This window comes from Streptomyces sp. NPDC058246, from assembly GCF_042881985.1.
GTDB lineage: Bacteria > Actinomycetota > Actinomycetes > Streptomycetales > Streptomycetaceae > Streptomyces.
The window spans coordinates 146,125-172,243 of sequence record NZ_JBHVWZ010000004.1 but is presented as its reverse complement, the minus strand read 5'-3'; the positions used below and the strand labels follow the sequence as shown (position 1 = coordinate 172,243).

Genomic DNA, 26,119 nt, shown 5'->3' with positions numbered 1-26,119 from the left:
TCGGCCGCGTTCATCGTTCGGCCGCCGAGTCCGGTACGTCCATCGTTGCCTGAACGCTCCTCATGGTGGTGTGTGGGCCCTTCAGCGACATCGCCCGGAGGCTGTTCGACGTGGTGCCGCCATGAGTGTTCCGCAGGCCCGGTGGGCGCGGTGTGCTTCGAGGCGGACGTGCGGGATCGACGAGTCCGCGACGGCCGTCCCCGCGAAAACGGCCGCCGTGCGCCGTGAGCCCCCGTTGCTCGAGGTCCAAGCCTCTTCCCGCTCTGGTCCGGTTGGCCAAGGGCACGCTTCCGGGCGACGGCTCATGCGGACTGCCTGGGCGGCAGACTTCGGTAGTAACTGCCCACCCGGGCCAGGTATTCGGGGTCAAGGGTCTCGCGGTCGGTCCTGAAACGTGGGGCCGACTTGATCTCCTCCCGGGTGCACACCACCGTGATCTTCCGCTCGTGCGTGTCGATGCCGGCGACCACGCCGACCGGTACCAGGACGCTCTTTCCGAACACCCACACACCCGTGTCGACGATCAGGTGACGCATCCCGGAGTCGTCGGCCTGCCGGTCCACTTGCCCTATGGTTCCGTCGGTCGCTTCCACGGTGTACCCGGTGAGTTCCCGCGTTTCGGGATGGTTGAACTCCGGTGCGTACGACCAGATTCTGTCGACCATCACGCTTTCCTCCTCCTGTGTCGCCCGTTCAGCGTCCTCCAGAGCAGCAAATACCCTGCCGTCCGGTCGACACTCGGCGGATATTCCTCGCGAATCGGTGCACGTGAGGTGAAGCAGCCGCTCCGGGCCGACGGTCTCCCACCCAGGTGTCAGCGCCCGCGACGGCTCGCCCAGCCACTGCCGACGCCGGCCAGGTGCAGGGCGAGTACGGCAAGCCCGATGAGCATGACATTGGTCGACGTGAACACGTCATTGGTCGAAATGTCGGCGGCATTGATCAGAAAAGCGATGAAAAACAAGACCGCCGCGACGATGGCGAGCATGGGACTCCCCTTTCGAATGGATGAAGTCCGAATGCCCCCAAGAGGCCGAATGACACAACGTCACGCGGCCCACCACGGACGGCGGACGCATCGCCGCGGCATGTCGACCGACGCCGCGCTCAGCCTGACGGGAGGAACGCCCCGAATGCTCCGGGAATGCTCCGGCGGACGCTCCGGGCGTGCGCGGCGGCGCCTGAACGGCCGGCCCGCCTCGACGCGCCCCGCCTGACCCGGCAGGGACGGGGTAGTGGGAGCGCAAGCAGCCCATCAGTCCCCACCGGGAGGAACGTCATGCCGGGAATGGTCGAACGGATCAAGCGGTTCGCCAGGAGCCCTCAGGGTCGACGCACGGCCGAGGAGGTACGGCGCGCCGCGGCGGATCCCCGTCGACGGGCCCAGGCACAGCGGCTCCTGGGCAAACTGCGCGGACGCCGTTGACGTCCGCTCGCGAGGCCGTCGACTCACGGTCGCGGCGCGCGGGCGGCGCCGCCCGACACCGTGCGCGCCTCTCGCGACACGGATCCGGTCCCGGACTCCCTCGTGCACAAGTCCGGCCCTGCCGACCGGGGTCGGTCACCGGGTGTTTCGGTCATCATTGAGCCCACGCCACCTGGGGTGCGAGTGCCGTACGCCGTGTTCGAGTCGCCGTACGCACCCCTGCGGCCCACAGCTCATCGGAAGCGAATGCAATGGCCAACACCCGGGCCGTGTCGGCCTGTTCTCCCGCCGGAGGCCCGTCATGACGGCGGCCCGCGTCCCCGGTCTCATCCTGCCCCTGGTCTTCCTCTGCGCCCTCGTGGCGGGGCTGGTCTGGTACTGGCGGCACCGCGGCGAGTAGCGGCCGAGGGGGCGAGTAGCGACCGAGGCAGGCCGCGCGGCGGACGGGCACGTCGAGAGTGTGTTCACCGATTCCGATCGGTGCCGACGCACCAGGCGTCGAATCGAACAACCGGGGTAACCAGCCCAGCGAGCATTCGCATCTGTGGGAGGTATTCGTGCCCGGAGCCCAGAATCCGTTGTCCATCGACGTGGCCGTGCCCCGCGAGGACGTCGCAATCCTGACAATCGGGGGCGACTTGGACATCGATACGGCAACGGAGTTGCACCATCATCTGGCGAACCAGCTCCACCACGGACGGCGCCGGTTCCTGCTCGATCTGTCGGCCGTCCCCTTCATGGACTCGTCGGGCATGAACGTGATCCTGCGGGGCTATCAGGAGACCCGCAAAGTGGCGGGCAGCGTGCACGTCATCGCTCCCACACCTGCCGTACGACGCGTCCTCGACCTCACCGGAGTCAGTCTCACCGTGCCGACGTCGGAAAGCGTGGACGAGGCGCTCGCGCTGGTGGACTCGTGGCGGGAGCAGGGTGCGAGCCGGACAGGAACGCCGGAAGCCACGAGTGCGCCGGAGGCCTGACTCTTTTCCTGAGTTCCCGCAGCAGAGGCTGTTTCACCGGCAGAGGCTGCTTCATCTGTGGGCAGAGGAAGAGCCTGTAGGGAGCGGAAGAGGGGGCCACCACCCGGCTGGGTGATGGCCCCCTCTTCTCTTCCAAGGTGGCGGGGGATCAGAGAAGCGCCCCCGGCGCTGCTCCGCCCTGACCGCTCATGGCGCTCACTTCGCCCACGTCGACATGAGACTGCGCCAGATCGACATGCGGCTGCGCCAGACGCGCGGCGGCGGGCGCCTTCTTCCGCTCCCCGCCGAACGCCACCTCTCTCCGAGCACTTCCGGCGATCAGCAGGGCGTCGGCGGCCACCACGGCATCCTGAACGCTGTTGGTCCCCGTCATCACGCAGAGCGTGTAGGTGACGTCCTCCAACTCGCGTGCTGTCTCCAGAGTCTCCTTCTCGGCGTACGCGATCTTCAGGCACGCGTACCGCGTCAACAGCCTCCGGACAACCTTCGGGTCGGGTACGAGCACGGCGAGGGCTCCTCTCTCGATTTTCACTCCGTGTTCCCGGCCGTCGCCGGGGCATGCACAACTTCCGTCCTGAGCGCCCTCTTTGGCGGAATCCTGATGCAGCCGACGCGTATACCACTGTCGGGACGCGTACACCGCTCTCGGAGCGTCCCTCGACTCGCAAAGGAAGGTGTGTTCCAAATGCTCCAGGGCACTTGATGTCCCGGAGGTTGATACCGAGGGATCCCCTGCTTCTTGTTCTTCTGCTCGCCCTGCTCCTTTTCGGTGTCGGCTTCGCCGTCAAGGCGCTGTGGTGGATAGCGGTCATCGTGCTCGTCGTGTGGCTGCTCGGCTTCGTCGCACGTCCCGGCGCCTGCAGCGGTCGCAGCGGGCGCTGGTACCGCTGGTAGCCGCGGCCCACACCTCGGCAACGGAGAACACCCGCAAGACAACTGTGCGCCAAGGAATGAATTCACGGCGACTTCTGCGACACCGAAGTACAGGGCCCCCGGGGTCAGCAACCAGGACGGCGGAAGGATCATCGAACTTATGGGCCTGCGTCTGCACGCCCTCAATGACCTGTCGCTCACTCTGAAGCACATCCACTGGAATGTAGTGGGCCCGCACTTCATCGCCGTGCACGAAATGCTCGATCCCCAGGTGGACCGAGTACGGGCAATGGCCGACGACACGGCCGAACGCATCTCGGCTCTCGGTGGGGTACCGCACGGCACCCTGGGTGCGCTCGTCGCCTACTCCGGCAGCGTCCTGGCCACCGCCGACGCGCAGACCGAACGTGCGGCGGCGCGGTCGGCACGGCAGGGCGACGCCAGGTAGGGCCCGCGCGGGCTCACGCGCCGTCCGGTAGGGCCGGTCCGGGACGGGTGTCCCGCGACCTCGTCACGTACGGCCGAGGTAGCTGCGCACCGTCGTTCCCGACGCACCGGTGTGCACCCGGACGAGGTCGGACAGGAAATGGACGAGCAGCAGACCACGACCGCCGATCTGTTCGGGACGTGCGGGGCGACGACCGGCCAGCGGGTCCGTCAGACACCCCTCGTCCCGCACCTCGCACACGATCTGCTCGCTCTCGGCCCAGACCCTCAGCGTCCCCGAACCGCCCCCGTGCACCACACTGTTGGTGGTCAGCTCCGCGACGACGAGGTTCAGGTCCTGCAATCGGGCCCCCGACATCCCCCGCTCCCGCGCCGCGCACATCGCGGCATCGCGGGCGGCCGGCAGGAGCGCGGCGTCGAAGCGGACCGTCGCCGCTCCCGGAGGATGGCGCAGCGTCTCGTTGTAGTGCGCGAGCACGCGCTCCGGATCGTAGGCGTCACTGACGGTCTGTCGGCCCCCGTCGATCACGACGGGATGCGTGGCATGCGCGTCGGCTATCACGTCGTGGGACAGGGCCCGGGCGTCGTACGGGCACAGGATCGTGACGTCGCGTCCACGGAAGGCCTCGTTGATCAGAGCCTCGTGCTGGACGCAGGCCGGGTACTCCGTCGCCGTACGGCCGTCCCAGATCGGTTCCCCGATGATGCGTACATGACCGCCCGGGTGGGCGTCGGCGAACGCGCGCAGCACCGCAGGGATGATCCGGCCGGGATTCCGGCCCGCCCGCGTCATGTCGATCCAGCGGACATCGGCGGCGCGCGAACCCAGCTCCGCCTTGATGAGTTCCAGTCGGGAGGGCGGCACGGCCACCGCCACCGGCTCCCCGGCGGCCACCCCGTCCGACACGAACCGCGCTGTCCCTTCCACGTACTCCCGGTCGCCACGGTAGAAGAGCGCCGGATGGACGAAGGGTTCGGCTCGGGACGTCGTACTCGTCATGCCACCGCCTCCGTCGCCCGAAGCCCGGGCCGCCCGTCCACGTGCCGCGCGCGGCCGACGGCCGGGCGCTCAGTGGGGCGAACCTGACCGGCGGTCAGGGGCCTCGGGCCTGTCACCCGGCAGGCCTGCCGAAGTGCGTCGAAGCACACCGGAGCGAGGAGCGGCAACGCTCTGTCTTCCCCCGGCTCCCTGCTCACGGACTCACCCCGGAACTTAGTTTACGGGGCGGCCGGTGCCCTTCGGCCGTCGCCCGTCCGCGCGGGCCTCGCGCGTATGGTGCGTCGGCACACTCCCGTGCCCGGGTCCCTCCACCGACACCCCCGGCGCCCGGGCCCGCCGCGGACGTGGTCCGAAGATTTTCGGCATCGGGGGGCATGAGCGGCGTGAGGGAGGGCAAACGGCCTTCTGTCATCAATTCCTTCGAACGATTTGGGGTGGGCGGCATGGCAGCCGTGACGGCAGCGAAGGCAACGGCCACGGCACTGCTGGCGGGGACGGTCGAGGGGGAGGTCCTCCCTCAGATCGACGAGCCGCTGAAGATCAGCCCGAAGGACGCGCGGGAACTGTCCCGTCCGTTCTTCGACCGGCTGGCCGTGCTGGAAGAGGGCACACACGAATACCATTACGTGCGCAACACCCTCATCGAGATGAACCTCTCCCTCGTGCGGTACGCGGCGGCACGCTTCCGCAGCCGCAGCCAGGGCGAGATGGAGGACATCGTCCAGGTCGGCACGATCGGGCTCATCAAGGCCATCGACCGCTTCGAGCTGTCCCGCGAGGTCGAGTTCACCTCCTTCGCGGTGCCGTACATCGTCGGTGAGATCAAGCGCTTCTTCCGCGACACGAGCTGGGCCGTCCACGTGCCCCGCCGTCTGCAGGAGGCCCGCGTCGAGCTCGCCAAGGCGACGGAGGAGCTGCGCACCCGCCTGGGCCGCACCCCGACCACGCGCGAACTGTCCGAGCTGATGTGTCTGTCCGAGGAAGAGGTCATCGAAGCCCGCAAGGCCTCCAACGGCTACAACTCCTCGTCCCTCGACGCCGCGCTCACGGCCGACGGTGGCACGGACGGCGAGGCCGTGCTCGCGGACTTCATCGGCGAGGACGACCCGGCGCTGGAACTGGTCGAGGACTTCAACTCGCTGGCTCCGCTGATCGCCGAACTCGACGACCGTCAGCGTCAGATCATTCATATGCGCTTCGTGGAGGAGCGCACCCAGGCCCAGATCGGCGAGGAGCTCGGCATCTCGCAGATGCACGTCTCCCGTCTGATCACCCGCATCCTCAAGCGCCTGCGCAGTGGACTGCTCGACCCCTCGATCGCCTGACGCTCCCCGCGCCCGCCGGCACCTGCGCACTTTCTACGACGGTCCCGTCGCCCTCCCCGGACTCCGGTCCGGAACCGGGCGGCGGGACTTTGCATGTCCCGCCCGGTACGGTGACAGAGAGAGGGTCCTGTGTATCCCCTTCTCACGCGGTTATGCCTCTTCCCGGAAACTTTCTTGGACCGGCCGAGAGTTTCCACCAGCGCTTTGGTCAGCGCACACATTCCGGGTTAGCCTGCGGCGTATTTTCTTATCGGGAAGACCCGTGATCTGCGGGAATTCCATGGGCGGGCGTGGGGACCGTCCATGGGCCCGGCGTGGTTCCGAGTCCGATGCAGCGGACTCCAGGGGAGCGGAACGAGGGTGCGCATGACCAGGGCAGCGAGCGAGACGTCCGCACGGACGCCGGGCGAGCAGGAGCTGCGCCAACTGCTGGCCGGCCTCACCGCCGTACGCGACGGGGACTTCGGCACCCGGCTCCCCGACGAGGCCGGTGGCCTCCTGGGCGACATCGCCACCGTGTTCAACGGCATGGTCGACCAGTTGTCCGTGTTCACCTCCGAGGTGACGCGCGTCGCGCGCGAGGTGGGCACCGAGGGGACGCTCGGCGGCCAGGCGGAGGTGCCGGGAGTCTCCGGCACCTGGGCCGACCTCACCGATTCGGTCAACGCCATGGCCGGAAACCTCACCACGCAGGTCCGCGACATCGCCCAAGTGGCGACGGCCGTCGCCAAGGGAGACCTGTCTCAGAAGATCGACGTGCCGGCCCGCGGTGAGATCCTGCAGCTGAAGGAGACCGTCAACACGATGGTCGACCAGCTCTCCGCATTCGCCGACGAAGTCACCCGCGTCGCCCGGGAAGTGGGCAGCGAGGGACGCCTCGGCGGACAGGCGCAGGTCCCCGGCGTCGGCGGTGTCTGGCGGGATCTGACCGACTCGGTCAACCTCATGGCGGGCAATCTCACCGCCCAGGTCCGCAATGTCGCTCAGGTGACCACGGCGGTGGCCCAGGGGGATCTCTCCCAGAAAATCACCGTGGACGCCCGCGGGGAAATCCTGGAACTGAAGAACACCATCAACACGATGGTCGACCAGCTCTCCGCCTTCGCCGACGAAGTCACGCGCGTCGCCCGGGAAGTCGGCACGGACGGACGCCTCGGCGGCCAGGCCGACGTCAAGGGCGTCAAGGGCACCTGGCGCGACCTCACGGACTCCGTGAACTTCATGGCGGGCAACCTCACCGCGCAGGTCCGCTCCATCGCGCAGGTGGCCACGGCCGTCGCGAAGGGTGATCTCTCCCAGAAGATCACCGTCGACGCCCGGGGGGAGATCCTCGAACTCAAGGAGACCATCAACACGATGGTCGACCAGCTCTCCGCCTTCGCCGACGAGGTCACCCGCGTCGCGCGCGAGGTCGGCACGGCGGGCAACCTGGGCGGACAGGCCACCGTACGCGGCGTCTCCGGCACCTGGAAGGACCTCACGGACAACGTCAACGTCATGGCCTCGAACCTGACCGGTCAGGTTCGTTCCATCGCCCAGGTGGCCACGGCCGTGGCGCGTGGTGACCTGTCCCAGAAGATCACCGTCGAGGCGGAGGGCGAGGTCGCCGCTCTCGCGGACGTCATCAACACGATGGTCGACACGCTGTCCGCCTTCGCCGACGAGGTGACCCGTGTCGCCCGTGAGGTCGGCACCGAGGGACGCCTGGGCGGCCAGGCGCACGTGCCCAACGTGGCGGGCACCTGGAAGGACCTCACCGACAACGTCAACTCGATGGCCAACAACCTCACCGGCCAGGTGCGCAACATCGCTCTGGTGACGACGGCGGTGGCCAAGGGCGATCTGTCCAAGAAGATCGACGTCGACGCCCGCGGCGAGATCCTCGAGCTCAAGACGACGATCAACACCATGGTCGACCAGCTCTCCGCCTTCGCGGCCGAGGTGACCCGTGTGGCGCGGGAGGTCGGCAGTGAGGGACGGCTCGGCGGCCAGGCCGAGGTGGAGGGCGTGTCGGGGACATGGAAGCGCCTGACCGAGAACGTGAACGAACTCGCCGGCAACCTGACCCGTCAGGTCCGCGCCATCGCCGAGGTCACCAGCGCCGTCGCCGAGGGCGACCTGACGCGTTCCATCACCGTGGAGGCGTCGGGCGAGGTCGCCGAGTTGAAGGACAACATCAACTCCATGGTCGAGTCGCTGCGTGAGACCACGCGCGCCAACCAGGAGCAGGACTGGCTGAAGACCAATCTGGCCCGCATCTCCGGCCTCATGCAGGGCTACCGTGACCTGGACATCGTGGCCGATCTCATCATGGACGAGCTCACCCCGCTGGTCGCCGCGCAGTACGGTGCGTTCTATCTCGCGGAGGAGACCAGGAAGGGGACGCAGCTCAGGCTGGTCGGCTCCTACGGCTATCCCGACGAGGCCGGACGGCCCACCCGCATCCCGCTGGGCCGCTCGCTCATCGGGCAGGCGGCGCGCAGCCGTCGGGCCATCACCGTGGAGGAGTTGCCGCCGGGCTACGTGACCATCTCCTCGGGCCTGGGCCATGCGGTGCCGACGGCACTGGTGGTGCTTCCCATCGTGGTCGAGGACCAGGTGCTCGGCGTCATCGAACTGGCCTCCGTCAGCCGCTTCACGCAGGTCCACCGCACGTTCCTGGAACAGCTGATGGAGACCATCGGCGTCAATGTCAGCACCATCGTGGCCAATGCCCGCACCGACGAGCTGCTCGGCGAGTCGCAGCGTCTGACGGCCGAACTGCAGGCGCGTTCGGAGGAGTTGCAGGTCCAGCAGGACGAGCTGCAGCGCTCCAATGCCGAACTGGAGGACAAGGCCTCGCTGCTGGCGACCCAGAACCGCGACATCGAGGCCAAGAACCTCCAGATCGAACAGGCCCGGCAGGAGCTCGAGACCCGCGCCCAGCAGTTGTCGCTGGCGTCGAAGTACAAGTCCGAGTTCCTCGCCAACATGAGCCACGAGCTGCGCACACCGCTCAACAGCCTCCTCATCCTCGCCCAGCTGCTGGCGCAGAATCCGTCGCGCAATCTCACGCCGAAGCAGGTCGAGTACGCCGGCATCATCCATTCCGCGGGTTCGGACCTGCTCCAGCTGATCAACGACATCCTCGATCTGTCCAAGGTCGAGGCCGGCAAGATGGACGTCACGCCCGAACGCGTCCCCCTGCGCCAGCTGCTCGAGTACGTCGAAGCCACCTTCCGGCCGATGACGTCGCAAAAGAGCCTGGACTTCACCGTCAGTACCGCTCCGGGAGCCCCCGCCGACCTGCTCACCGACGACTCCCGGCTGCGGCAGGTGCTGCGCAACCTGCTGTCGAACGCGGTCAAGTTCACCGAGGAAGGACGCGTCGAGCTGCGCATCGAACCGGCGGCCGACCACGAGATCCCGCAAGGGGTGCTGCGCGGCGGCACCGTCGCGGCCTTCCGTGTGCAGGACACCGGCATCGGTATCCCGGAGCAGCAGCTGGAGACGATCTTCGGCGCGTTTCAGCAGGCCGACGGCACCACGAGCCGCAAATACGGCGGGACGGGACTGGGGCTGTCCATCACACGGGAGATCGCCCACCTTCTCGGCGGAGCGGTCACCGTCGACAGCACCCCCGGTCAGGGCAGTACGTTCACCCTCTTCCTGCCCGTCGCCCGCCCCGACTTCGAGGAATTGCTGAGCAGCGGCCGGACGCCGGACACCGCGGCGGACGAGGACTCCGGGGCGGTCGTGGAAACGCGGCTTCCGCTGCCCGGCTCGACCGGCCTGCCCCGTCAGCGACGGCGCCGACTGCTGGTCGTCGAGGAACGGCCGCGGGGCCTGCTGACCCTCGTGGCCGAAAGCGCCGTCGAGGACATCGCGCGCAGTCGTGACGAGGACGACGCTCGCGACACGGTCGACGTGGTCACCGTCGTGGGGGCACAGGAGGCGGCGAGCGCGCTGGCCGCCGAGCCGTGGCACTGCGTCGTCCTCGAACTCGGCATGCCGGAAGGGGAAGCGGCTGGTTTCCTCGAAGCCGCGGAGGGCGACTCCGCACTGGCGACCGTTCCCGTCCTCGTGCACAACGGCAGCCGGGTGGACCTGGCGCAGGAACAGGCACTGCAGTCCCGTTCCGGCGCCCGGTCGCTGGAATTCCTCTCCAGTCTCGACGAGTTGCGCGAGCGCATCGCCTTGCACCTGTCCGCCGAGGAGCCGGGTGACGTGGTCCCGCTGGTCCGCGCCGAGGAGACCTGGCACCGGCCCGCCGAGCCGCTCGACGACGCGTTCCAGGGTCGTACGGTGCTCGTGGTGGACGACGACGCGCGCAACCTCTTCGCGCTCAGCGGGATCCTGGAACTCCACGGTTTTCAGGTGCTGCACGCGGAGAACGGCCGGAAGGGCATCGAGACGCTGGTGAACCGGCCCGAGATCGCGCTGATCCTGATGGACGTGATGATGCCCGAGATGGACGGCTACGCGGCGACCGCCGAGATCCGCAAGATGCCCCAGTACGCCGACCTCCCGATCATCGCGGTCACCGCCAAGGCGATGCCCGGTGACCGGGAGAAGAGCCTCCTGTCGGGTGCCAGCGACTACGTGACCAAGCCGGTCGACACCGACGACCTCATCGCGTGCGTCCGGCGCTGGCTGGGAATGTGACATGCGCCGTGCGCGGCCGTCCGGCCGCTCGGCGGGCCTCCCGCCGCTGTCTCTCCTCCCCCACGTCCCCGGGCGTACCAGCCAAGGAGCAGCCACCCAGTGAGCATTCCCGAGGCGACCGACGCGGACCGCGCGGAGGTCGAGCGGACCGGCGATCTGCCGGACGGGTCCGCGATGTCCGCGGTGGGCAGGCTGGCGGCCACGGTCGAGCGCCTGCGCCACGAGGTGCGGGCCGCGCAGGCGGAGGCGGACGGGCGCGCCCTGATCGAGCTCGCCAAGGGCATTCTGGTCGAGCGTCTCGGCTGCGGACCCACACAGGCCGCCCGCCAACTCGACGAGTTGGCTGAGCAGGCCAACGTGCCCCGCATCCAGCTCGCCGTCGAGATCATCAATCAGGCGGCGCACGACCGGCTGTCGGACGTGACCCGGACGTTCCTGGCCGCCACGGCGGATCCACCCGTTCCCGACGACACCGCACCGGCGGTACGGCTGCGCGCGGCCGAAAGCGGCGCCCTGGCGGCGGACGACACACAGGCCGTGGCCGATTCCCTGTTGCAGCACGCTCTGACCCCGCTCGGCGCGGTCGCCGTGGCCATCTGGGCGGCGGGCTCCGACGGTTCCCTCACCTTGGCGGGCAGCGCGGGGTTCGCGGCGGACGAGGCCGGGCGCTGGCGGTACGTCCCGCCGGGCGTGGCGACCGTGGCGCGGCGCGCCCTGTCCGAACGCACCACGCTGTGGACGGGATCGCTGGCGAGCACGGGACTGCCGACCATCGGACACGCGGAGTACCGGGACGGCGGAAGGGTGGCCGTGCCGGCCGGCAGCGGCGGTCGCATACACGGCGTGCTGGAAATCGCCTGGCCGTCCGTACTCGAACGACAGTCGCCGCAGGTCGTTCGCCAGGTCGAGGCGCTCGCCGAGCTGTGCTCGCACACGTTGGAGACCAACGCGGTGCCGCACGACGGCCACGGCGCACCGGGCTCTGCCGATCTCGCCGAACTGGTCGACCTGGTGGACGGACTGCATGACCCCGCCCTGGTCCTGATGCCTCACCTCGACGACCACGGGCGGCTCGCGGACTTCCGCATCCGCCACGTCAACAGCCGGTTCCTCGATCCCGCGGGCCGGCCCCGCGGGACCGTCCAGGGCGCCCTGCTGCTGGAGGCCTATCCGATGGTCGCCGGGGACAGCGACCTCTTCCAGCACATCGAGCGGGTCTACGCCACGGGGGAACCCTTCCGGGCCCGCCGGATGGACCTCACCGCCCTCGTCGACCAGGTGCCGCTGCCTGCCGTCGCCGACATCAACGTCAGCCGGCACGGCCGCTGCGTGCTGCTCATCTGGCGCATCGAGGACGAGACCGCGCGGCTCGCGAGTCTGCTCCAGCACGCCCAGCGCCTGGGCAGGATCGGCGGCTTCGAGGAGAACCTGCTCACCGGCGACATCACCTGGAACAGCACACTCTTCGATCTGTACGGCCGCTCACCGGCCGGAGTTCCGGTGCCGCTGGAGGAACTCGCCGCCCACGCCCACCCGGACGACGCCGTGACCATCGGCCGTTTCCTGCGCACCGTCCTCCACCACCGCCGCCCGGCCACGGCCGCCTTCCGCCTGCAGCGCCCCGACCATGTGACGCGGCACATCCGCGTGGTGGCCGAACCGGTCCTCGACGCCGACGACCGGCTGTTCGTCGTACGCGGTGCCTACCAGGACATCTCGGCGCAGCACTGGACGGAGGTCGCGCTGGCGGTGACGCGCGATCAGCTCGCGCACACCGAACAGCAGGCGCACGAGCGCAACCGGCTGACCTTGCAGCTGCAGCACGCGATCATGCCGCCGACCCAGGCACCGTTGCAGGCCCCCGGCCTCGAGGTGGCGGTCCGCTACCGGCCGGCCGAGACCGAGCAGCTCGTCGGAGGCGACTGGTACGACGCCGTGGTCCTCCCTTCCCGGCTGGTCCTGCTCTGTGTGGGGGACGTGGCCGGTCACGGGATCGAGGCGGCGACCAGCATGGTGGTGCTCCGCAACGCGCTGCGGGGGCTCGCGGTGACGGGCGCCGGACCCGGGCAGCTGCTGACGTGGCTCAACATCGTGGCCCACCACCTGACGGGCGGCGTCACCGCCACCGCGGTCTGCGGGCTCTACGATCCGCGCCGCCGCACCCTGCGGTGGGCCAGGGCGGGGCATCTGGCGCCCGTACTGGTCCGCGGCGCCGAGGCCGGCTCGCTGCCGCTGCTCAAGGGGATGCTGCTCGGTGCCGTGCCCGAGGCGAAGTTTGAGGAGGACGAGGTACAACTGGCGGTCGGTGACACCCTGTTGATGTACACCGATGGGCTGGTCGAGCGGCGTGACCGCTCGTTGGAGGAGTCCCTGAGTCAACTCCTGAGCGCGGCGCGCACGACCTCCTCCACGCTGGACCACCAGCTCGATCGCCTGCTGACGTACAGCAGGTCGGACACCGACGACGACACCTGCATCGTCGGGATCCAGGTCGAGTAGGGCGACGAGGAGCGGCGGGTGCGTGCACGGGCGCACCGCCGCACCCACTGCGGCGGGTACGTGCACCGGCGTACCGCCGCTGCGGCGGGTACGCGGACGAATGCGGCCCCGCCATCAGCCGGGGGGAGTGGCTGAGGGCGGGGCCGAGAGGCTCGGGGTCGCCAGGGGGGCGGCTTCCACGAGCTGTCTGATGCTGCGGGTGCCCCGGCCCGGGCGAAGCATGCACACGAGGTGCCGCCGGAGTCCGGCCGGACGCTCGCCGGCCGGGCTCCGCCCGGCTGGGCGGGGAGCACTCGGTGCGGTCAGGCGGGGAGCTTGTGCGCGAGGACGTCGACGGGTTCGACCACCGGGGGTGCGGCGAACAGTTCGTCGGCGCGGGCCATCACTGCGGCTCCTTCGTCCGGCGAGGGCATCGCCCCCGAGCGGTGCGAAGGGGCAGCCGTCGTCCTTCCGCCGAAGTCCGCCCGGGTACGGCCCGCGGACGGGGCAAATGAGGGACGCCCTTCCTGCCATGGTCCGGTGCGGGTCGGGGTACCCGGAGGCTCTACGTCCACCACCTCCAGGGGCCTGTCTTGATCACCGCGGTGCGCAGAACGCTCGTCATGCAACTCGAGACCGAGACCACGGGACGGTTCCCGGTACTGGCTCATCTGAGCTATCAGGCGGACGATCCGTTCGCGCTCACCATCGCCTTCAGCCACGACGGCCACGTCCTGGCCCGGTGGCGCCTCGACCGGCAGATGGTGGCCGACGGGATCGAGCGTCCTGTCGGCGCGGGCGACGTGCGCATCCGACCGCGGGTCACGGGTGTGTGGCGGGAACTGCGCCTGGAATTCCTCGGCCGTCCCCACAGCGACGGCGGCCGTCAGCGTGCCGTGGTGCTGGCCTGGGCCCCGGCCGTCCTGTCGTTCCTGGACGAGACCCATCGGATCGTGGCTCCCGGGCGGGAAGAGGTGTCCCTCGACGGATTCCTCGCGGAGGTGCTCGCCCGGGGCTGACGGTACGCACTGGCGCGCACCGGCCGAAGCTAGCCGGTCACTTGGCCGATGTGCGGCACCACACGGGTCAACCGCAGCACGCCCCACAGGATCAGTCCGGCCCCCATCGCCTCGGGGAGCAGCCACCAGCCGGTGCGGATGCTCTCCCCGAAGACGGTGATGCCCAGGAAGAGGCTGACCGTCGCGTCGCCGATGGTCAGGGCGGGCTGCGAAGCCACCAGGGGACCGGCCTGCAACGCGTTCTCCAGCAACAGGACGGCGCCTACGCCGGTCAGCGCGAAGCCGTAGGTCTGCCAGGTGCTCAGAAAGGCGTCGAAGCCGTGGTCGGAGAGTGTGCCCATGGCCGATTTCAGGAGCGCGGCGGTCAGGGCGTTGCTGATGGCCGAGGCCGCCCCCAGGACGGCGGCCCGGAACAGCGGCGGCCGCCCCGGGCGGGCGACCACGATCGCGCCTCCCACGGCTCCCAGGCACAACGCCAGCACGGGGATCCAGCGCGCCATCGACGCGAAGTCACGCGCTGCCGAGGGAGCGGCCGCGACGAGGACCAGGGCGAGTCCGGCCACCACACCGGCGACGGCCCACCAGCCCGCGCGGGGCAGCCGTCGGTGCATCAGCGGGATGGCGATCAGCAGGGCGAAGGGCAGTTCCAGGATGAACAGGGGCTGCACCAGGGCAAGTGGACCGTTCACAAGCGCCAAGGCCTGGAAGATCGCGGCACCGACCACTCCGGCGATGCCGATGAGCCAGGCCGGCCGCCGGGCCAGTTCGAGGACGAGTCGCAGTCCGCCGCCGGTGGCGACGTCGGCCGCCGCCTTGCGCTGGAACGCCGTACCCATCGCATTGCTGGCGGCCCCCAGGAGGGCGAACAGCACAGCCAGCACGATCACTCTTCCACCATGCCCCGGGAAGGAGCCCGGGGCCTCCCCGGGCGGGCCGACCGGATCGCGAACGACCAGGTCCGACCTTGTCCGACCGGGCCCGCCGCTCGGCTTTCGCGCTCGGCGGAGGTCCTTGCGGTGTTCATGGTCATCCGGGTTAGGGTCGGTGCGAGTGCTTGGGAAGCAGGCACGCACCGCAGCCGCTGCGGGCCACGCGTTTCGCGTGCCCGGGGGTTGCGGGGGCGGCCTGTCATGCCTTCCCGCGGGTGTTCGGGCTGCCTGTCGATATCGACATCGTCAGTGAGGATGCCTTTCACCATGAGCCAAGAGGCCGAGCTCCCGTTCCCCACCGGTACGCGCGGCGAGGAAGCCGAGCAGGATCCCGGCGCCCTGAGGCAGGAGATCGCTCGTCTCAGACAGGACAACGCCGACCTGCGGGAGCGTCTTCACGCCCATCCGCCGATCTCGCTGGCTCAGGGCGTGCTGATGGAGCGCTATCGGCTGCCCGCGCCCGAGACGGCTTTCGCGCTGCTGCGTGAGGCGTCCCAGCGGTTCAACATCAAGCTGCACAGCCTGGCGGACGCCGTCGTGCGGACCCCCGACAGCCAGGACACCACAACCCGGCTCGCCGATCAGGCACGGCTCGCCCCTCCCCCGTTGCCCGGCCTGCGTGTTGCGAGTGCGGATCAGGCTCACCAAGGGGCGGTGCTGACCGCGACGCTGCGCCATGTCCTGGAGATCACGCAGACCGACATGGGCAATGTGCAGCTCGCCGTGGGCGGTCGGCTGCGCATGGAGAAGCACACCGGTCTGGGGCGCGAGTTCACCAGCTTCTTCGCGTTCGTGGACTCGCCCACCACGTCGTGCGCCCAGGCCGCCGAGGACCGCCGGCAGGTCACCGTCCGCGACGTGGCGACCGCGGAGGTCTTCGACGAGGGATCCCGGCGCACCATCCTGCGCGCGGGCAGCCGCGCCTGCCACAGTGTGCCGCTGGTCAATCGTGCGGGTGTGCCGATCGGCATGGTCTCCTCCCACCACGACAGGCCGTTGACGGGGTTCACCCAGGCCCAGCTCGACGCCCTGCAGGGCACCGGCATCATGGTGGGGCGCTGGCTGTCCTGGCATCGCCAGACCGTCGTACTCGACGCGCTGGCCCATCTGCACACCACGGCGACCGCCCTCCGCTGACCGCGGACCACGAGCCACGGGCCACGGGCCGGGTCGTACGGCCCGGCCCCGGCGCGTCGGCCTAGAACGGCGTCAGGGTGAGCCGGATCGCCGTGGGCGCGGTGTCCTGGATGTAGGAGGCGAAGTCGGCGACGTCGTCGAAGGCGAAGCCGTAGGCCTTGCCGTCCTCGGTCGCCGCGTGGATCGCCTTGGCGTAGTGGTTGGTGAGCTCGGTCCGGTAGAAGTCGCTCGCGCCGGTCGTCGGCTGCGCCGGGTTGCTGAGCAACGTGGAGCGGTTGAAGCCGGCGCCGAGAACCGCGGCGACCGGACCGGTCGTGCCGTCGTTGGGCGCTGCGAGATTGCCGTCGCAGAAGAGGACGTCACGGGTGGAGGGCTTGCTGAAGGAGACCGGGGCGGGGCCGTCGAAGGTGAACTTGTCGGCACGCACCCGCCCGGTGAACGTACCGGCGTTGGTGGTGACGGTCAGATCCTTGCCGGTGTAGGTGCTCCACACCTCGTCGATGTACGGGGCGAAGTAGTCCTTGGCGAACAGGCCGGCGTCCAGGCCGTGACCGGGCGCGATGACGCGTACGTCGTCCACCACGAGCGGCGCGAACTCCGCGATCTCCTTCACGGCGGCGAAGGCGGCGGCGCGTCCGCCGTCGCGCAGCGTGCCCGTGGTCTGCTCCTTGTCCCCGGTCAGCCGGATACTCATCGGCACGCTGAACATGTCGACCATCGTCGTGTTGCAGAACATCCCGGCGGAGTTGTGGGTGAACTCGGCGCAGTCGTGCAGCACCGCGTAGTTGGGGTCCGAGGTCACCCAGCCGGCCGGGTACTGCAGGGCCGCGTCGCCGTTGCCGTCCGCCACGGCTTTGAACTTCAGCTTCTCGCCGAGCGACACATAGATACGGCCGGACATGTATGGCAGGGAGAGGCGGGTCTCGCCGCTGCCGGCCAGGGTGAGCGCGTAGTCGGTGAACCCGTCCGCGCCGTTGTCCGAGAGGGATATGGGGGCCAGTGTGCCGTCCTGGGTGACGCGGACCTGCTTCCCGTCCTGGTTGCCGACGATGTAGACGTGCACCGACGCGTTGTCGAACGAGCCGTTGTCATTGACGATCGTCAGGGGCAGCGAGCCCGCGGCGGCCTTCGCCGCGTCGTCGGCCGTTCCGGCGAGGGCGTACGGCGCGACGACGGCGATCGCCGGGGCGGCGACGGCCGCACCGCCCAGCGCGACGAAGAGCTTGCGGCGGGTCAGGGTGCGCTGATGACGTGGTGTCATGTGCGGTGTGCTCCTTGGAACTTGTGCCTTTGGAGGCGGTGGGGGGATGAGGGGGAGATGCCGGGGGATGAGGGCGGAGATGCCGTGGGGGGGATCGCGGGCGTCCGACAGGCGAGCCTGAGAGCGCTCTCTCTCCGGCACCGGGCCCCGATGCTACGCACGAGCCGCCCCGGGGCCAACCTCTCGACAGAAACGTCAAATCTCCTTGACCTGCGGCTATTTGAGACGGCGCGCGGGGACGAGGAGCGCTTAAGGCGGACTTAACCGCCGCTTAAGCGGTCGGCTCGCCTCCCCGCTTCTGAGCAAGCGTCAGGGAGAGTCGCTGGGCCGTGCTCGAAGTGGACGTGAATTCCCGGCAGTTGACCACGGCACGCATGACGAGCGCGGCCGCCCTGATGAGGCCCCACGTGCCCGCCGAACGCCGCCGACGCCACATCGGCGGCGAGCTCGGCGGAGTCCGGGAGAGTGAGAGAGGACCAAACGATGAAAAAGAATGAAAGAGCAACCAAGTAAAAGGGTCAAAACCGGCGTAATTCCTCCCGGCGTGGAAACCTGGTAACAGCCGTCCCACTCAGCACGGGCCACGACGATCGGATTCCACGGAGGGCACATGGCTGTACGTCATCAGCTGATCACAACGCCTCCGGACGTGGTGTGGTCCGTCCTGGCCGACCCGACCTGTTACAGCCAATGGGTGGTCGGTACGGCCACTACACGACCGGCCGAGGGGAACTGGCCCGAGGTGGGCGCTTCCCTGTCGTACGACATCCAGCTGGGTCCCTGGACGGTGGGCGACAAGACCGTGGTGCGCCGCTGCGAGCCGCCCAGAGAACTGGAGCTGGAAGCCCACTCCGGTCCGCTGGGCACGGCAAGGATCGCCGTGGACCTCCGCTCGTGGGGCGAGGACTCGCTGGTGATCGTCGACGAGCACCCCTTGCGCGGCGCCGGGGGCTCCGTGCACACCGCGGCGCTCGACGTGTTCATCCAGCTGCGCCATCGCGCCATGCTGAGCAGGCTGGCGCGACTGTGCGAAAGCCGCCACCTCGCGCGGCGCCCGATCGGATAGGCCCTGCCGGGCGCCGGGTGCGCCGCGGTCGATGGAGGCAGTCATGCCGGAAGCGGTGGTGATCGGAGCCGGGCCCAACGGGCTCGTCGCGGCGAACCTGCTGGCGGACGCCGGCTGGAGCGTGGAGGTCCTGGAGGAACAGGCCGAACCCGGCGGGGCGGTGCGCCACGACCACGGTGTGCACCCCGACTACGTGAGCGACCTCTTCAGCTCGTTCTACCCGCTGGCCGCCGCGTCGCCGGTGCTCGCCGCGCTGAAACTCGAGCGTGAGGGACTGCGCTGGAGTCACGCGCCGTACGTGCTGGCCCATCCGCTCCCGGACGGCCGCTGCGCCCTGCTAGGACGGAACATCGACGACACCGCCGCCGCGCTGAGCGGCTTCGGCGCCGCGGACGGCGATGCCTGGCGGGAGCTGTACCGCGTCTGGGAGCGGCTGAGCCCCGATATCGTCGACGCGTTGTTCACTCCCTTCCCGCCGGTGCGCGCGACGGCACGGCTGGCCGTGCGACTGCGCGGTGCGGGCGGTCTGCGGCTGGCGAGGTCCATGCTGCTGCCGGTACGACGGCTGGGCGAGGAGGAGTTCGAGGGCGAGGGCGGCAGGCTGCTGCTCGCGGGGAACGCCCTGCACGCCGATCTCGCGCCCGAGGCCGCGGGCAGCGGCGGTTTCGGCTGGGTGATGTCGATGCTGGGCCAGACACACGGCTTTCCCGTGCCGACCGGTGGCTCGGGAGCCCTCACCCAGGCGCTGGTCCATCGCCTGCGCGCGCGTGGTGGGGTGATCCGGTGCGGCGAACGCGTCTCACGCGTCGTCGTGCACGGCGGCCGAGCCGTCGGCGTGCAGACGGCCGACGGCGAGACGGTCCCCGCCCGCCGAGCCGTGCTGGCGGATGTCTCCGTGCCCGCTCTGTACGGCGGCCTCGTCGACGAGAGTCATCTGCCCGGGCAACTCCTCGCCGATCTGCGCCGCTTCCAGTGGGACTTCGCCACCTTCAAGGTGGACTGGGCCCTCAGCGGGCCGATCCCGTGGAACGCGGCGCCCGCGTCCTTGGCCGGGACGGTTCATCTCGCCGACGGCGTCGACGACTTGAGCCGGTTCGCGGCGCAGATCGCCCTGCGTCGTGTCCCCGACCGGCCGTTCCTGCTGTTCGGTCAGATGACCACCGCGGACCCCTCGCGCTCGCCTCTGGGCACCGAGTCCGCCTGGGCGTACACCCACGTACCTCAAGAGGTCACCGGTGACGCGGGGGACGACGGCCTGTGCGGCGCATGGGACGAGCGGGAGCAGGAAGCGATGGCCGACCGCATGGAAGCCCAGGTCGAGCGCTACGCACCGGGTTTCCGCGCCCTGATCCGGGCTCGCCGCATCCTGGCTCCGCCCACCCTGCAGAGCTTGGACGCCAACCTGCGCGGGGGCGCCCTCAACGGCGGCACCACGGCACTGCACCAGCAACTGGTCTTCCGCCCCGTCCCGGGCACCGGCCGCCCCGAGACCCCCGTGAAGCACCTCTTCCTCGCATCCGCGGGCGCCCACCCCGGGGGCGGGGTCCACGGCGGCCCGGGCGCGAACGCGGCGCGCGCCGCGCTGCGCGGCCGTCGCCCCACCGGACTGACCGCGGCGCAGCGGATCCTCGCACACCACGACCGGAAGGGCGTCCGGACCGGGCATACGCCCTGATGCCGAAGACACTCGAGGGCCCGCTGCCGGAGGCGCGCTCGACGGCCGGTTACCGCAGGCGCGCTGGACGGCCGACTGCCCACGGCGCCCGGCGCGACCGGTGCATCACGGAGCGACCGTCCGCGCCGGCCGGCACGCTCGGGTGCGGCTCGACGCTCCGAGCCGCTCGGCACGCGCGGGTGGCCCCTGGGCACGCACGGGTGCCGCTCGGGCCGCCCCGTTACAGTGAAGATGACGCAGAGTAACGAGGGAAGGTTTGACGTGATCAGCATCCCGGCGCACGCACTCAACGACGGTACGAAGATCCCCGCCATCGGCCTCGGAACCTGGCCGATGGACGACGCACAGGCGGAGAAGGCCGTGAGCGAGGCGTTGGCCATCGGTTACCGCCTCATCGACACCGCCACCAACTATCGCAACGAGACCGGCACCGGGCGCGGCATCGCCCGCAGCGACGTCCCTCGCGAGGAGATCGTCGTCACGACCAAGCTGCCGGGCCGGCATCACGGGTACGAGGAGACCCTCACCTCCTTCGAGGAGTCCCGCCGCCGACTCGGACTGGCGTATGTGGACCTCTACCTGATCCACTGGCCGCTGCCGCGCGTCGGGAAGTACCCGGAGTCCTGGAAGGCCATGGTCAAGCTTCGCGAGGAGGGCCTCGTCCGTTCGATCGGCGTATCGAACTTCACTCCGGAGCACATCACGCGGCTGGAGGAGGAGACCGGCGTCCTGCCCTCGGTGAACCAGATCGAGCTGCATCCGTACTTGCCGCAGGACGAACTGCGTGCCTTCCACACCGAGAAGGGGATCGTCACCGAGAGCTGGAGCCCGCTGGGCCGCGGTTCCCAGCTCCTGGACGACCCCACCCTCACCGAGATCGCCCAGGCCCACGGCGTGACGCCCGGCCAGGTCGTGCTGCGCTGGCACACGCAGCTCGGCGCGGTCCCCATTCCCAAGTCCGCCGACCCCGGGCGCCAGCGCGAGAACCTCGACGTGTTCGGCTTCGAACTGACCCCCGCCGAGATGGCCGCCGTGTCCGACCGTCCCCGGCGGCGGCTCGGCGGAGACCCGGACGTGCACGAGGAGTTCTGATCCGGCGCGGGACCGCCCACAGGAGTTCCCGCCCCGCCACCGCGCAGCCGCCCCCGAGGGGACGGTGCCGGCGGATGACGTCGTGTCAGTGACCGGACCCGTAGTGGCCGCCGAGCTGATCGCGGTAGTGCGGGTCGCCGAGGTGCTTCTCCTTGTCGAACTCCGGTGCCGACTTGATCTCGTCCTTGGAGCGGGCGACGGAGATGGACTTGTCTTCGTGGCTGATCGCGATGATCGTCCCGGCGGGCAGCAGGACCTCCTTGCCGAAGATCCAGACGCCCGTGTCGACGACGATGTACTGAGAACCGACCTCCTCGGAGTGCTTGTCGACCTTCCCGATGTGTCCGTCGGTCGCTTCCACCTTGTACCCGGTCAGATCGGCGTCGGGGGTGTGGCCACTGGTCGGGGCGTAGGCCCAAAGGTTCTCGTTCACGAAGAATTCCTCCAACGGTTTCGCGGGTGCGCGCTCGGGTGACCGGACTGGCCGGCCTCCCGTTTTCCTGCCGCGTTCCCGGGTCGAGGTCCCCGGGTGTCCGCTTCCCACCGACTCACACTCCGTTCCGGGGGCATTCGGATGTCATGGCGAGGAGAGATGTCATGCATCTGGCACGCGGAACGAGTGACACCCTTGAGGCGTGGTGGTGGGTTCTCGGCGCGGTGGCGCTGTATGCCCTGATGAGCTACGGGCTCGAGTACCGGGCGCGCGCCCGGCGCGGGTCCCGGCACCCGGCACGTGACGCCCTGCGGGATCTGAAGGACCGCGAAGAGCCCCAGTCGGGCCGGCAGCGGTTCGTCAGCCGCGTGATCATGCTGTGCGGAGGAGCGCTGACCGCGCTGACGGCCCTGGTCACGTCCGGAGTCGTACGGGTCCTGGTGGTCGGCGTCACCGCGCTGGTGGCGGTGACCGTCTGGGCGTACTACGACCATCGCGCCGAAGCCCGCTCGCTGGGAAGCGGCTGACACGACGGAGGCGCGCGGCGCAGAGAGGGGCCGTCGCAGGACGCCAAGAAGCGGCCCCGCTCGCGGTCCAGGGGGGGGTGGGACCACGGGCGGGGCCGACAGGCTCGGGAGTGCCGGGGGGAGGGCATCCACGAGCGGTCTGCGGGTGCTTATGCCCCCGCTCCCCCGGTTCATGCACAGGCGGGGGACCCGAGGTGGGGTGAGCCGGATGGAGCGGGACCGACCGGAACACGCATGACTGGCCGAATGCCTCGCCGCCGCACGTCAGGGGAGTTCATTGCGCGGTGCCCCGCGCACCCGGTATCCGCCAATAGCGCTGGGGCGGCCACGGTGGCGTCCGGCACCGTCGGACATGCCGGGTCGGCCCCTCGACTCCGCACTGCCGTGCGGCGATGCCGGACGGCGGCCTGTGTGAAGACACCTTCACGACTCCCTCACCGCACATCCACTTCCGGCCGATCGTCGTTCCCGGTGTTCCCGGCGGGGCAGACGGTGCGCGCCAGGCCTGCCTAGCCTCCCGGGCCATGCGATCCACTCAGCTGAGACGCCTCGGTCTCGCCTCCGTCTTCGCCCTTGTCCTCGCCCCGTTCGGCCTGGCCCCCACCGCGAGCGCGGCCGACCCGAGCCCGGCCGATCTGACGTTTGCCACCGACAGTGCCACCACGCACCCGGGCGGCACGGTGAACCTGTCCATGACGATCACCAACAACCGGACGTACGACGTCTGGTTCGTCTACCAGACGATCGAGCCGACCTGGCTGACCACCCAGCGGCCCGATCTGAAGTACGGCTTCGCCGGCTGCACTCTGGCCACGGCCTCCGGCAGCGTCCCGTGTTCCGGCACCGGGCCCGCCGACCTCGGCGCCAATTACGGCGCCACCATCCCGCCCGGCCAGAGCCGGACCGTGACGCTCACGCTGCACATCGCCGCCGACTCCGGCTGCAACGGCAACATCGGCTTCTACTCGTACTACTACGCCGAGTTCAGCGACAGCGCGAACACCAGCGGCGGTCCGGTCTACACGCCCGAGACCCGCGTGCTCTGCGCCTGACCACCCCTCGGCGCCCGCCTCCGAGTGGCGCCGCCTCGGCTCGCCGTCAGCTCACCGCCACCTGTAGGACAGCTCCTTGACAGGTCGACGGGCTCGGCCCCGGCCGGTCCGCGCGGGCCCCGCGGACCGGCCGTCACAGGCGCCCCACAGACGTACCACAGGCTGCGATAAGGGGTGACCTAAAACCGATCAGGCACCGAGAAGTCGGCATGGTCTGAACCACTGGCGCTCCGGCTTCGTGCACTTCGGTGCTCCACGTGCGCCGCGTCCGAGTCCGTGGCCAGCACAGGAGTGTTTTCCGCAGGTCTCGTTCGAAGCGTGCCGGTGACCGCCGCACACACGTCCCGACTCTGATCTCCACCCGTTCGACGCCTGCTCTTTTCCGTCATGTTTCGCTGCAGGCGCACGGACACTACACACAGACCTCACTATGTGACGCGACGGATGCGTCGACGACCACGTCTGAGGGGGGCGGTGGCGTCGCGCAAGGGGGTGCGTCCGCTCCGTAGGAGCAGTGCTCATCCCTGCCCGGGGAAGGGTCTTCACCGCATGAAGCGGACCATTCGCAGCACCGCGCTCACCGTGGGCGCGCTCATATCCTCGCTCGGCTTACCGGCCGGCACGGCGCACGCCGAAACCGCCACACCCCGCATCGATCTGCGGGTCCTGGTCGTCAGCGACGGAGACCCGTCGACCGACGCCATCGCCGCCGAACTGGACGCGGCCGGCACGCCGTACACCGAGGTCGATCTGCAACAGGCCGGCCGGCCGGTGATCGACGCCGGCTTCCTCGCGGACACGGTGAACGGCACGCCGCGCGCCAAGTTCCAGGCCGTCGTCCTGCCCAACGACAATCCGTTCGCGGCGGACTCCCCCGAGATGGCGGCGCTGGCCGCCTACGAGCAGACGTACACGATCCCGCAGGTCGACGCCTACACCTACGCGCGTCCGGAGGCCGGGCTCCAGAATCCGGCCGGTGGCGGCTACTCCGGCAGCGTCGACGGCGTACAGGCGCAGGTCACGGCGGCCGGAAAGGCTGGGCCGTTCGACTATCTGGACGGATCCGTTCCGTTCGAGGACAACTCCCCTGACGTGGGCGAGAGTTACGCCTATCTCTCGACGCCCGCCGCGGGTGCGGACTTCACCCCGTACGTCGACGCGCCGATCCCCGGGCAGTCGACACGGGGCTCGCTCGTGGGCGAGTACCGGCACGACGGACGGCGCGAGCTCGTCGTCACCTTCGTCTACAACCAGTACCAGCAGCAGTTCCGGCTGCTCGCCCGCGGCATCGTGGAGTGGATGACCGGGGGCGTCCATCTGGGCGCCTCGCGCAACTACTTCGCGGTGCACGTCGACGACGTCTTCCTCGGCGACGACCGGTGGGACACCACGCTCAACTGCACACCCGGCGACATCGACTGCCCGCAGGGCGCAGGCGTGGAGAACCCGATTCGCATGACCCCGGCGGACGTCGACTACGCGACCGCGTGGGAGAGCAGACAGAACTTCACCTTCGACTTCGCCTTCAACGGCGCGGGCAGCGTCGACCAGCGTGAGGGGAACAACGGCGTCGACGTGCTGGCCGACAAGCTGATCGCCGACCGCGACAAGTTCCGCTGGATCAACCACACCTACACCCACCCGTTCCTCGGCTGCGCGCAGGACACCACCGTGGTGCCGTGGAAGTGCGCCACCAACGCCGACGGCAGCACCCAATGGGTCAGCGGCACCACGATCTCGGACGAGATCGCCACCAACCGCGCCTGGGGCCAGGCCGCCGGACTTCCCCTGGAGAACGGGGAGCTGATCACCGGGGAGCACTCCGGTCTGAGACTGCTGCCGCAGCAGCCCGAGGACAACCCCGACCTGGCGCCCGCCCTCGCCGCCAACGGCGTCACCTGGCTCGGCTCCGACAACTCCCGCGAACCCGGCCAGCGTCAGGTCGGTCCGGCCACCACCGTCCCCCGCTATCCGATGAACGTCTTCTACAACGCGGGGAAGGCGGCCGAGCAGGTCGACGAGTACAACTGGATCTACACCAGCCGCGCCCAGGGCGGCAGCGGGGTCTGCGAGGACCACGCAGACACGTCCTCCTGTCTCTCCGCGCCGCTGGACACCTCCACGGGGTACACCGACCACATCGTGCCGTTGGAGACCAGGATCGACCTCGGACACGTCCTCTCCAACGACCCCAAGCCGCACTTCATGCACCAGTCGAACCTCGCCGAGGAGCGCATCGGCTACCCGGTCCTCGACGGCGTGCTCAACGGCTACAACGCCCTGTTCGCGGACAACACGCCCGTGGTGAACCTGCGGATGCAGGACATCGGCACCGAGTTGCAGCGGCGCGCCGCCTGGAAGGCCGCGGTCGCCGCCGGTCAGGTGACCGCCTACCGCGTCGGCGACACGGTGACCGTCCAGGCGCCCGCCGGCGTCGCGGTGACGGCGACGATGCCCACGGGCACCACGTACGGCGGCAGCGGCTTCGGCGACGCGTACGCCGGCGAGGTGTCGGGATGGACCGCGTCGGCCGGCACACCGCTCACCCTCACCCTCGCGTCCTCCACCCCGTCACTGTCCGCGACCGTCGACGCCGGGGGCAAGGCCCATGCGACCCGCACCACTCCCCGCACCCGGGTGCCGGCCGGCGTGAGCGAGCAGGTCCCCTACACCCCGGACGACTGAACGGCGCACCGATCGAAGGTCCCGGCCGCACCCGCCGGGACCGGCACGACCACCTCACACCTCGGCCGTG

General features: G+C 69.8%; 20 protein-coding genes and 1 pseudogene. 14 read left to right on the top strand and 7 right to left on the bottom strand.

Features of this window, described 5'->3' with window-relative positions; genetic code table 11:
• Positions 1–302 precede the first annotated feature (302 nt).
• Positions 303–665, bottom strand: coding sequence for a PRC-barrel domain containing protein (locus ACFVXA_RS07930; RefSeq protein ID WP_384395904.1), 363 nt, complete (start codon positions 663–665; stop codon positions 303–305).
• A gap of 149 nt (positions 666–814) precedes the next feature.
• Complete coding sequence (locus ACFVXA_RS07925) at positions 815–988, bottom strand: hypothetical protein (protein ID WP_362021242.1); 174 nt, start codon at positions 986–988, stop codon at positions 815–817.
• Positions 989–1,983: 995 nt separating this feature from the next.
• Between ACFVXA_RS07925 and ACFVXA_RS07920 the strand changes: the two genes are divergently transcribed.
• Positions 1,984–2,406 carry an STAS domain-containing protein gene (locus tag ACFVXA_RS07920; RefSeq protein ID WP_390024233.1) on the top strand — a complete coding sequence of 141 codons (423 nt, stop codon included), beginning with the start codon at positions 1,984–1,986 and terminating at the stop codon, positions 2,404–2,406.
• 148 nt (positions 2,407–2,554) lie between these two features.
• On the opposite strand, the gene ACFVXA_RS07915 is transcribed toward ACFVXA_RS07920, so the two are convergent.
• Complete coding sequence (locus tag ACFVXA_RS07915; RefSeq protein ID WP_384021619.1) at positions 2,555–2,938, bottom strand: DUF5133 domain-containing protein; 384 nt, start codon at positions 2,936–2,938, stop codon at positions 2,555–2,557.
• Positions 2,939–3,108: 170 nt separating this feature from the next.
• Here ACFVXA_RS07915 and ACFVXA_RS07910 point away from each other — a divergent pair, with 170 nt between their 5' ends.
• Positions 3,109–3,300: a hydrophobic protein gene (locus tag ACFVXA_RS07910; protein ID WP_390024231.1), complete on the top strand. Its 192-nt coding sequence runs from the start codon at positions 3,109–3,111 to the stop codon at positions 3,298–3,300.
• Positions 3,301–3,427: 127 nt separating this feature from the next.
• Positions 3,428–3,643 (top strand): annotated as a pseudogene (locus ACFVXA_RS07905) (Dps family protein); the annotation flags it as partial.
• Between the two features lie 147 nt (positions 3,644–3,790).
• Here the strand turns inward: ACFVXA_RS07905 and ACFVXA_RS07900 are convergent.
• Positions 3,791–4,726: an anti-sigma factor RsbA family regulatory protein gene (locus tag ACFVXA_RS07900; protein ID WP_384395645.1), complete on the bottom strand. Its 936-nt coding sequence runs from the start codon at positions 4,724–4,726 to the stop codon at positions 3,791–3,793.
• Positions 4,727–5,169: 443 nt separating this feature from the next.
• On the opposite strand from ACFVXA_RS07900, the gene ACFVXA_RS07895 reads away from it, so the two are divergent.
• From ACFVXA_RS07895 to ACFVXA_RS07880, 4 genes are all read left to right on the top strand, one after another.
• Entirely contained in the window at positions 5,170–6,051 is an 882-nt protein-coding gene (locus tag ACFVXA_RS07895) for an RNA polymerase sigma factor SigF (protein WP_362021251.1), read from the top strand.
• A gap of 366 nt (positions 6,052–6,417) precedes the next feature.
• A complete protein-coding gene (locus ACFVXA_RS07890; protein ID WP_383742479.1) occupies positions 6,418–10,695 on the top strand; it encodes a HAMP domain-containing protein in 4,278 nt (1,425 codons plus the stop codon).
• 99 nt (positions 10,696–10,794) lie between these two features.
• Positions 10,795–13,194, top strand: a complete 2,400-nt coding sequence (locus ACFVXA_RS07885) for a SpoIIE family protein phosphatase (protein WP_383742482.1) — start codon at positions 10,795–10,797, stop codon at positions 13,192–13,194.
• Between the two features lie 602 nt (positions 13,195–13,796).
• Entirely contained in the window at positions 13,797–14,192 is a 396-nt protein-coding gene (locus tag ACFVXA_RS07880; protein WP_383910189.1) for an SsgA family sporulation/cell division regulator, read from the top strand.
• Between the two features lie 29 nt (positions 14,193–14,221).
• On the opposite strand, the gene ACFVXA_RS07875 is transcribed toward ACFVXA_RS07880, so the two are convergent.
• Complete coding sequence (locus ACFVXA_RS07875; protein ID WP_384395649.1) at positions 14,222–15,079, bottom strand: DMT family transporter; 858 nt, start codon at positions 15,077–15,079, stop codon at positions 14,222–14,224.
• A gap of 309 nt (positions 15,080–15,388) precedes the next feature.
• On the opposite strand from ACFVXA_RS07875, the gene ACFVXA_RS07870 reads away from it, so the two are divergent.
• On the top strand, positions 15,389–16,258 hold the full coding sequence (locus ACFVXA_RS07870) for an ANTAR domain-containing protein (RefSeq protein ID WP_390024229.1): 870 nt from the start codon (positions 15,389–15,391) through the stop codon (positions 16,256–16,258).
• A gap of 61 nt (positions 16,259–16,319) precedes the next feature.
• On the opposite strand, the gene ACFVXA_RS07865 is transcribed toward ACFVXA_RS07870, so the two are convergent.
• Positions 16,320–17,519 carry a glycoside hydrolase family 64 protein gene (locus tag ACFVXA_RS07865; RefSeq protein WP_362021264.1) on the bottom strand — a complete coding sequence of 400 codons (1,200 nt, stop codon included), beginning with the start codon at positions 17,517–17,519 and terminating at the stop codon, positions 16,320–16,322.
• Positions 17,520–18,129: 610 nt separating this feature from the next.
• On the opposite strand from ACFVXA_RS07865, the gene ACFVXA_RS07860 reads away from it, so the two are divergent.
• The 3 genes from ACFVXA_RS07860 to ACFVXA_RS07850 all read left to right on the top strand — a co-directional run bounded on the left by ACFVXA_RS07860 (position 18,130) and on the right by ACFVXA_RS07850 (position 21,352).
• Positions 18,130–18,585 carry an SRPBCC family protein gene (locus tag ACFVXA_RS07860; protein WP_362021265.1) on the top strand — a complete coding sequence of 152 codons (456 nt, stop codon included), beginning with the start codon at positions 18,130–18,132 and terminating at the stop codon, positions 18,583–18,585.
• A 43-nt stretch (positions 18,586–18,628) separates the two neighbouring features.
• Positions 18,629–20,260: a phytoene desaturase family protein gene (locus ACFVXA_RS07855; RefSeq protein WP_390024227.1), complete on the top strand. Its 1,632-nt coding sequence runs from the start codon at positions 18,629–18,631 to the stop codon at positions 20,258–20,260.
• 261 nt (positions 20,261–20,521) lie between these two features.
• Positions 20,522–21,352, top strand: a complete 831-nt coding sequence (locus ACFVXA_RS07850; protein WP_383742498.1) for an aldo/keto reductase — start codon at positions 20,522–20,524, stop codon at positions 21,350–21,352.
• Between the two features lie 85 nt (positions 21,353–21,437).
• On the opposite strand, the gene ACFVXA_RS07845 is transcribed toward ACFVXA_RS07850, so the two are convergent.
• Positions 21,438–21,785 (bottom strand): PRC-barrel domain containing protein, encoded by a 348-nt coding sequence (locus ACFVXA_RS07845; RefSeq protein ID WP_389753992.1) that lies wholly within the window; start codon positions 21,783–21,785, stop codon positions 21,438–21,440.
• A 164-nt stretch (positions 21,786–21,949) separates the two neighbouring features.
• Between ACFVXA_RS07845 and ACFVXA_RS07840 the strand changes: the two genes are divergently transcribed.
• From ACFVXA_RS07840 to ACFVXA_RS07830, 3 genes are all read left to right on the top strand, one after another.
• A complete protein-coding gene (locus ACFVXA_RS07840; protein ID WP_362021276.1) occupies positions 21,950–22,312 on the top strand; it encodes a hypothetical protein in 363 nt (120 codons plus the stop codon).
• Between the two features lie 524 nt (positions 22,313–22,836).
• A complete protein-coding gene (locus tag ACFVXA_RS07835) occupies positions 22,837–23,364 on the top strand; it encodes a hypothetical protein (RefSeq protein WP_383742503.1) in 528 nt (175 codons plus the stop codon).
• Positions 23,365–23,913: 549 nt separating this feature from the next.
• Positions 23,914–26,049, top strand: coding sequence for a hypothetical protein (locus ACFVXA_RS07830; protein ID WP_390024225.1), 2,136 nt, complete (start codon positions 23,914–23,916; stop codon positions 26,047–26,049).
• Positions 26,050–26,119 lie beyond the last annotated feature (70 nt).

Excerpts from the sequence above, each read along its gene's own strand:
- ACFVXA_RS07910 (WP_390024231.1), top strand. The coding sequence starts at position 3,109 with ATGTCCCGGAGGTTGATACCGAGGGATCCCCTGCTTCTTGTTCTTCTG.
- ACFVXA_RS07860 (WP_362021265.1), top strand. The coding sequence starts at position 18,130 with ATGGCTGTACGTCATCAGCTGATCACAACGCCTCCGGACGTGGTGTGG.
- ACFVXA_RS07895 (WP_362021251.1), top strand. The coding sequence starts at position 5,170 with ATGGCAGCCGTGACGGCAGCGAAGGCAACGGCCACGGCACTGCTGGCG.
- ACFVXA_RS07840 (WP_362021276.1), top strand. The coding sequence starts at position 21,950 with ATGCATCTGGCACGCGGAACGAGTGACACCCTTGAGGCGTGGTGGTGG.
- ACFVXA_RS07930 (WP_384395904.1), bottom strand. The coding sequence starts at position 665 with ATGGTCGACAGAATCTGGTCGTACGCACCGGAGTTCAACCATCCCGAA.
- ACFVXA_RS07925 (WP_362021242.1), bottom strand. The coding sequence starts at position 988 with ATGCTCGCCATCGTCGCGGCGGTCTTGTTTTTCATCGCTTTTCTGATC.
- ACFVXA_RS07880 (WP_383910189.1), top strand. The coding sequence starts at position 13,797 with ATGCAACTCGAGACCGAGACCACGGGACGGTTCCCGGTACTGGCTCAT.
- ACFVXA_RS07900 (WP_384395645.1), bottom strand. The coding sequence starts at position 4,726 with ATGACGAGTACGACGTCCCGAGCCGAACCCTTCGTCCATCCGGCGCTC.
- ACFVXA_RS07855 (WP_390024227.1), top strand. The coding sequence starts at position 18,629 with ATGCCGGAAGCGGTGGTGATCGGAGCCGGGCCCAACGGGCTCGTCGCG.
- ACFVXA_RS07830 (WP_390024225.1), top strand. The coding sequence starts at position 23,914 with ATGAAGCGGACCATTCGCAGCACCGCGCTCACCGTGGGCGCGCTCATA.
- ACFVXA_RS07870 (WP_390024229.1), top strand. The coding sequence starts at position 15,389 with ATGAGCCAAGAGGCCGAGCTCCCGTTCCCCACCGGTACGCGCGGCGAG.
- ACFVXA_RS07865 (WP_362021264.1), bottom strand. The coding sequence starts at position 17,519 with ATGACACCACGTCATCAGCGCACCCTGACCCGCCGCAAGCTCTTCGTC.
- ACFVXA_RS07835 (WP_383742503.1), top strand. The coding sequence starts at position 22,837 with ATGCGATCCACTCAGCTGAGACGCCTCGGTCTCGCCTCCGTCTTCGCC.
- ACFVXA_RS07890 (WP_383742479.1), top strand. The coding sequence starts at position 6,418 with ATGACCAGGGCAGCGAGCGAGACGTCCGCACGGACGCCGGGCGAGCAG.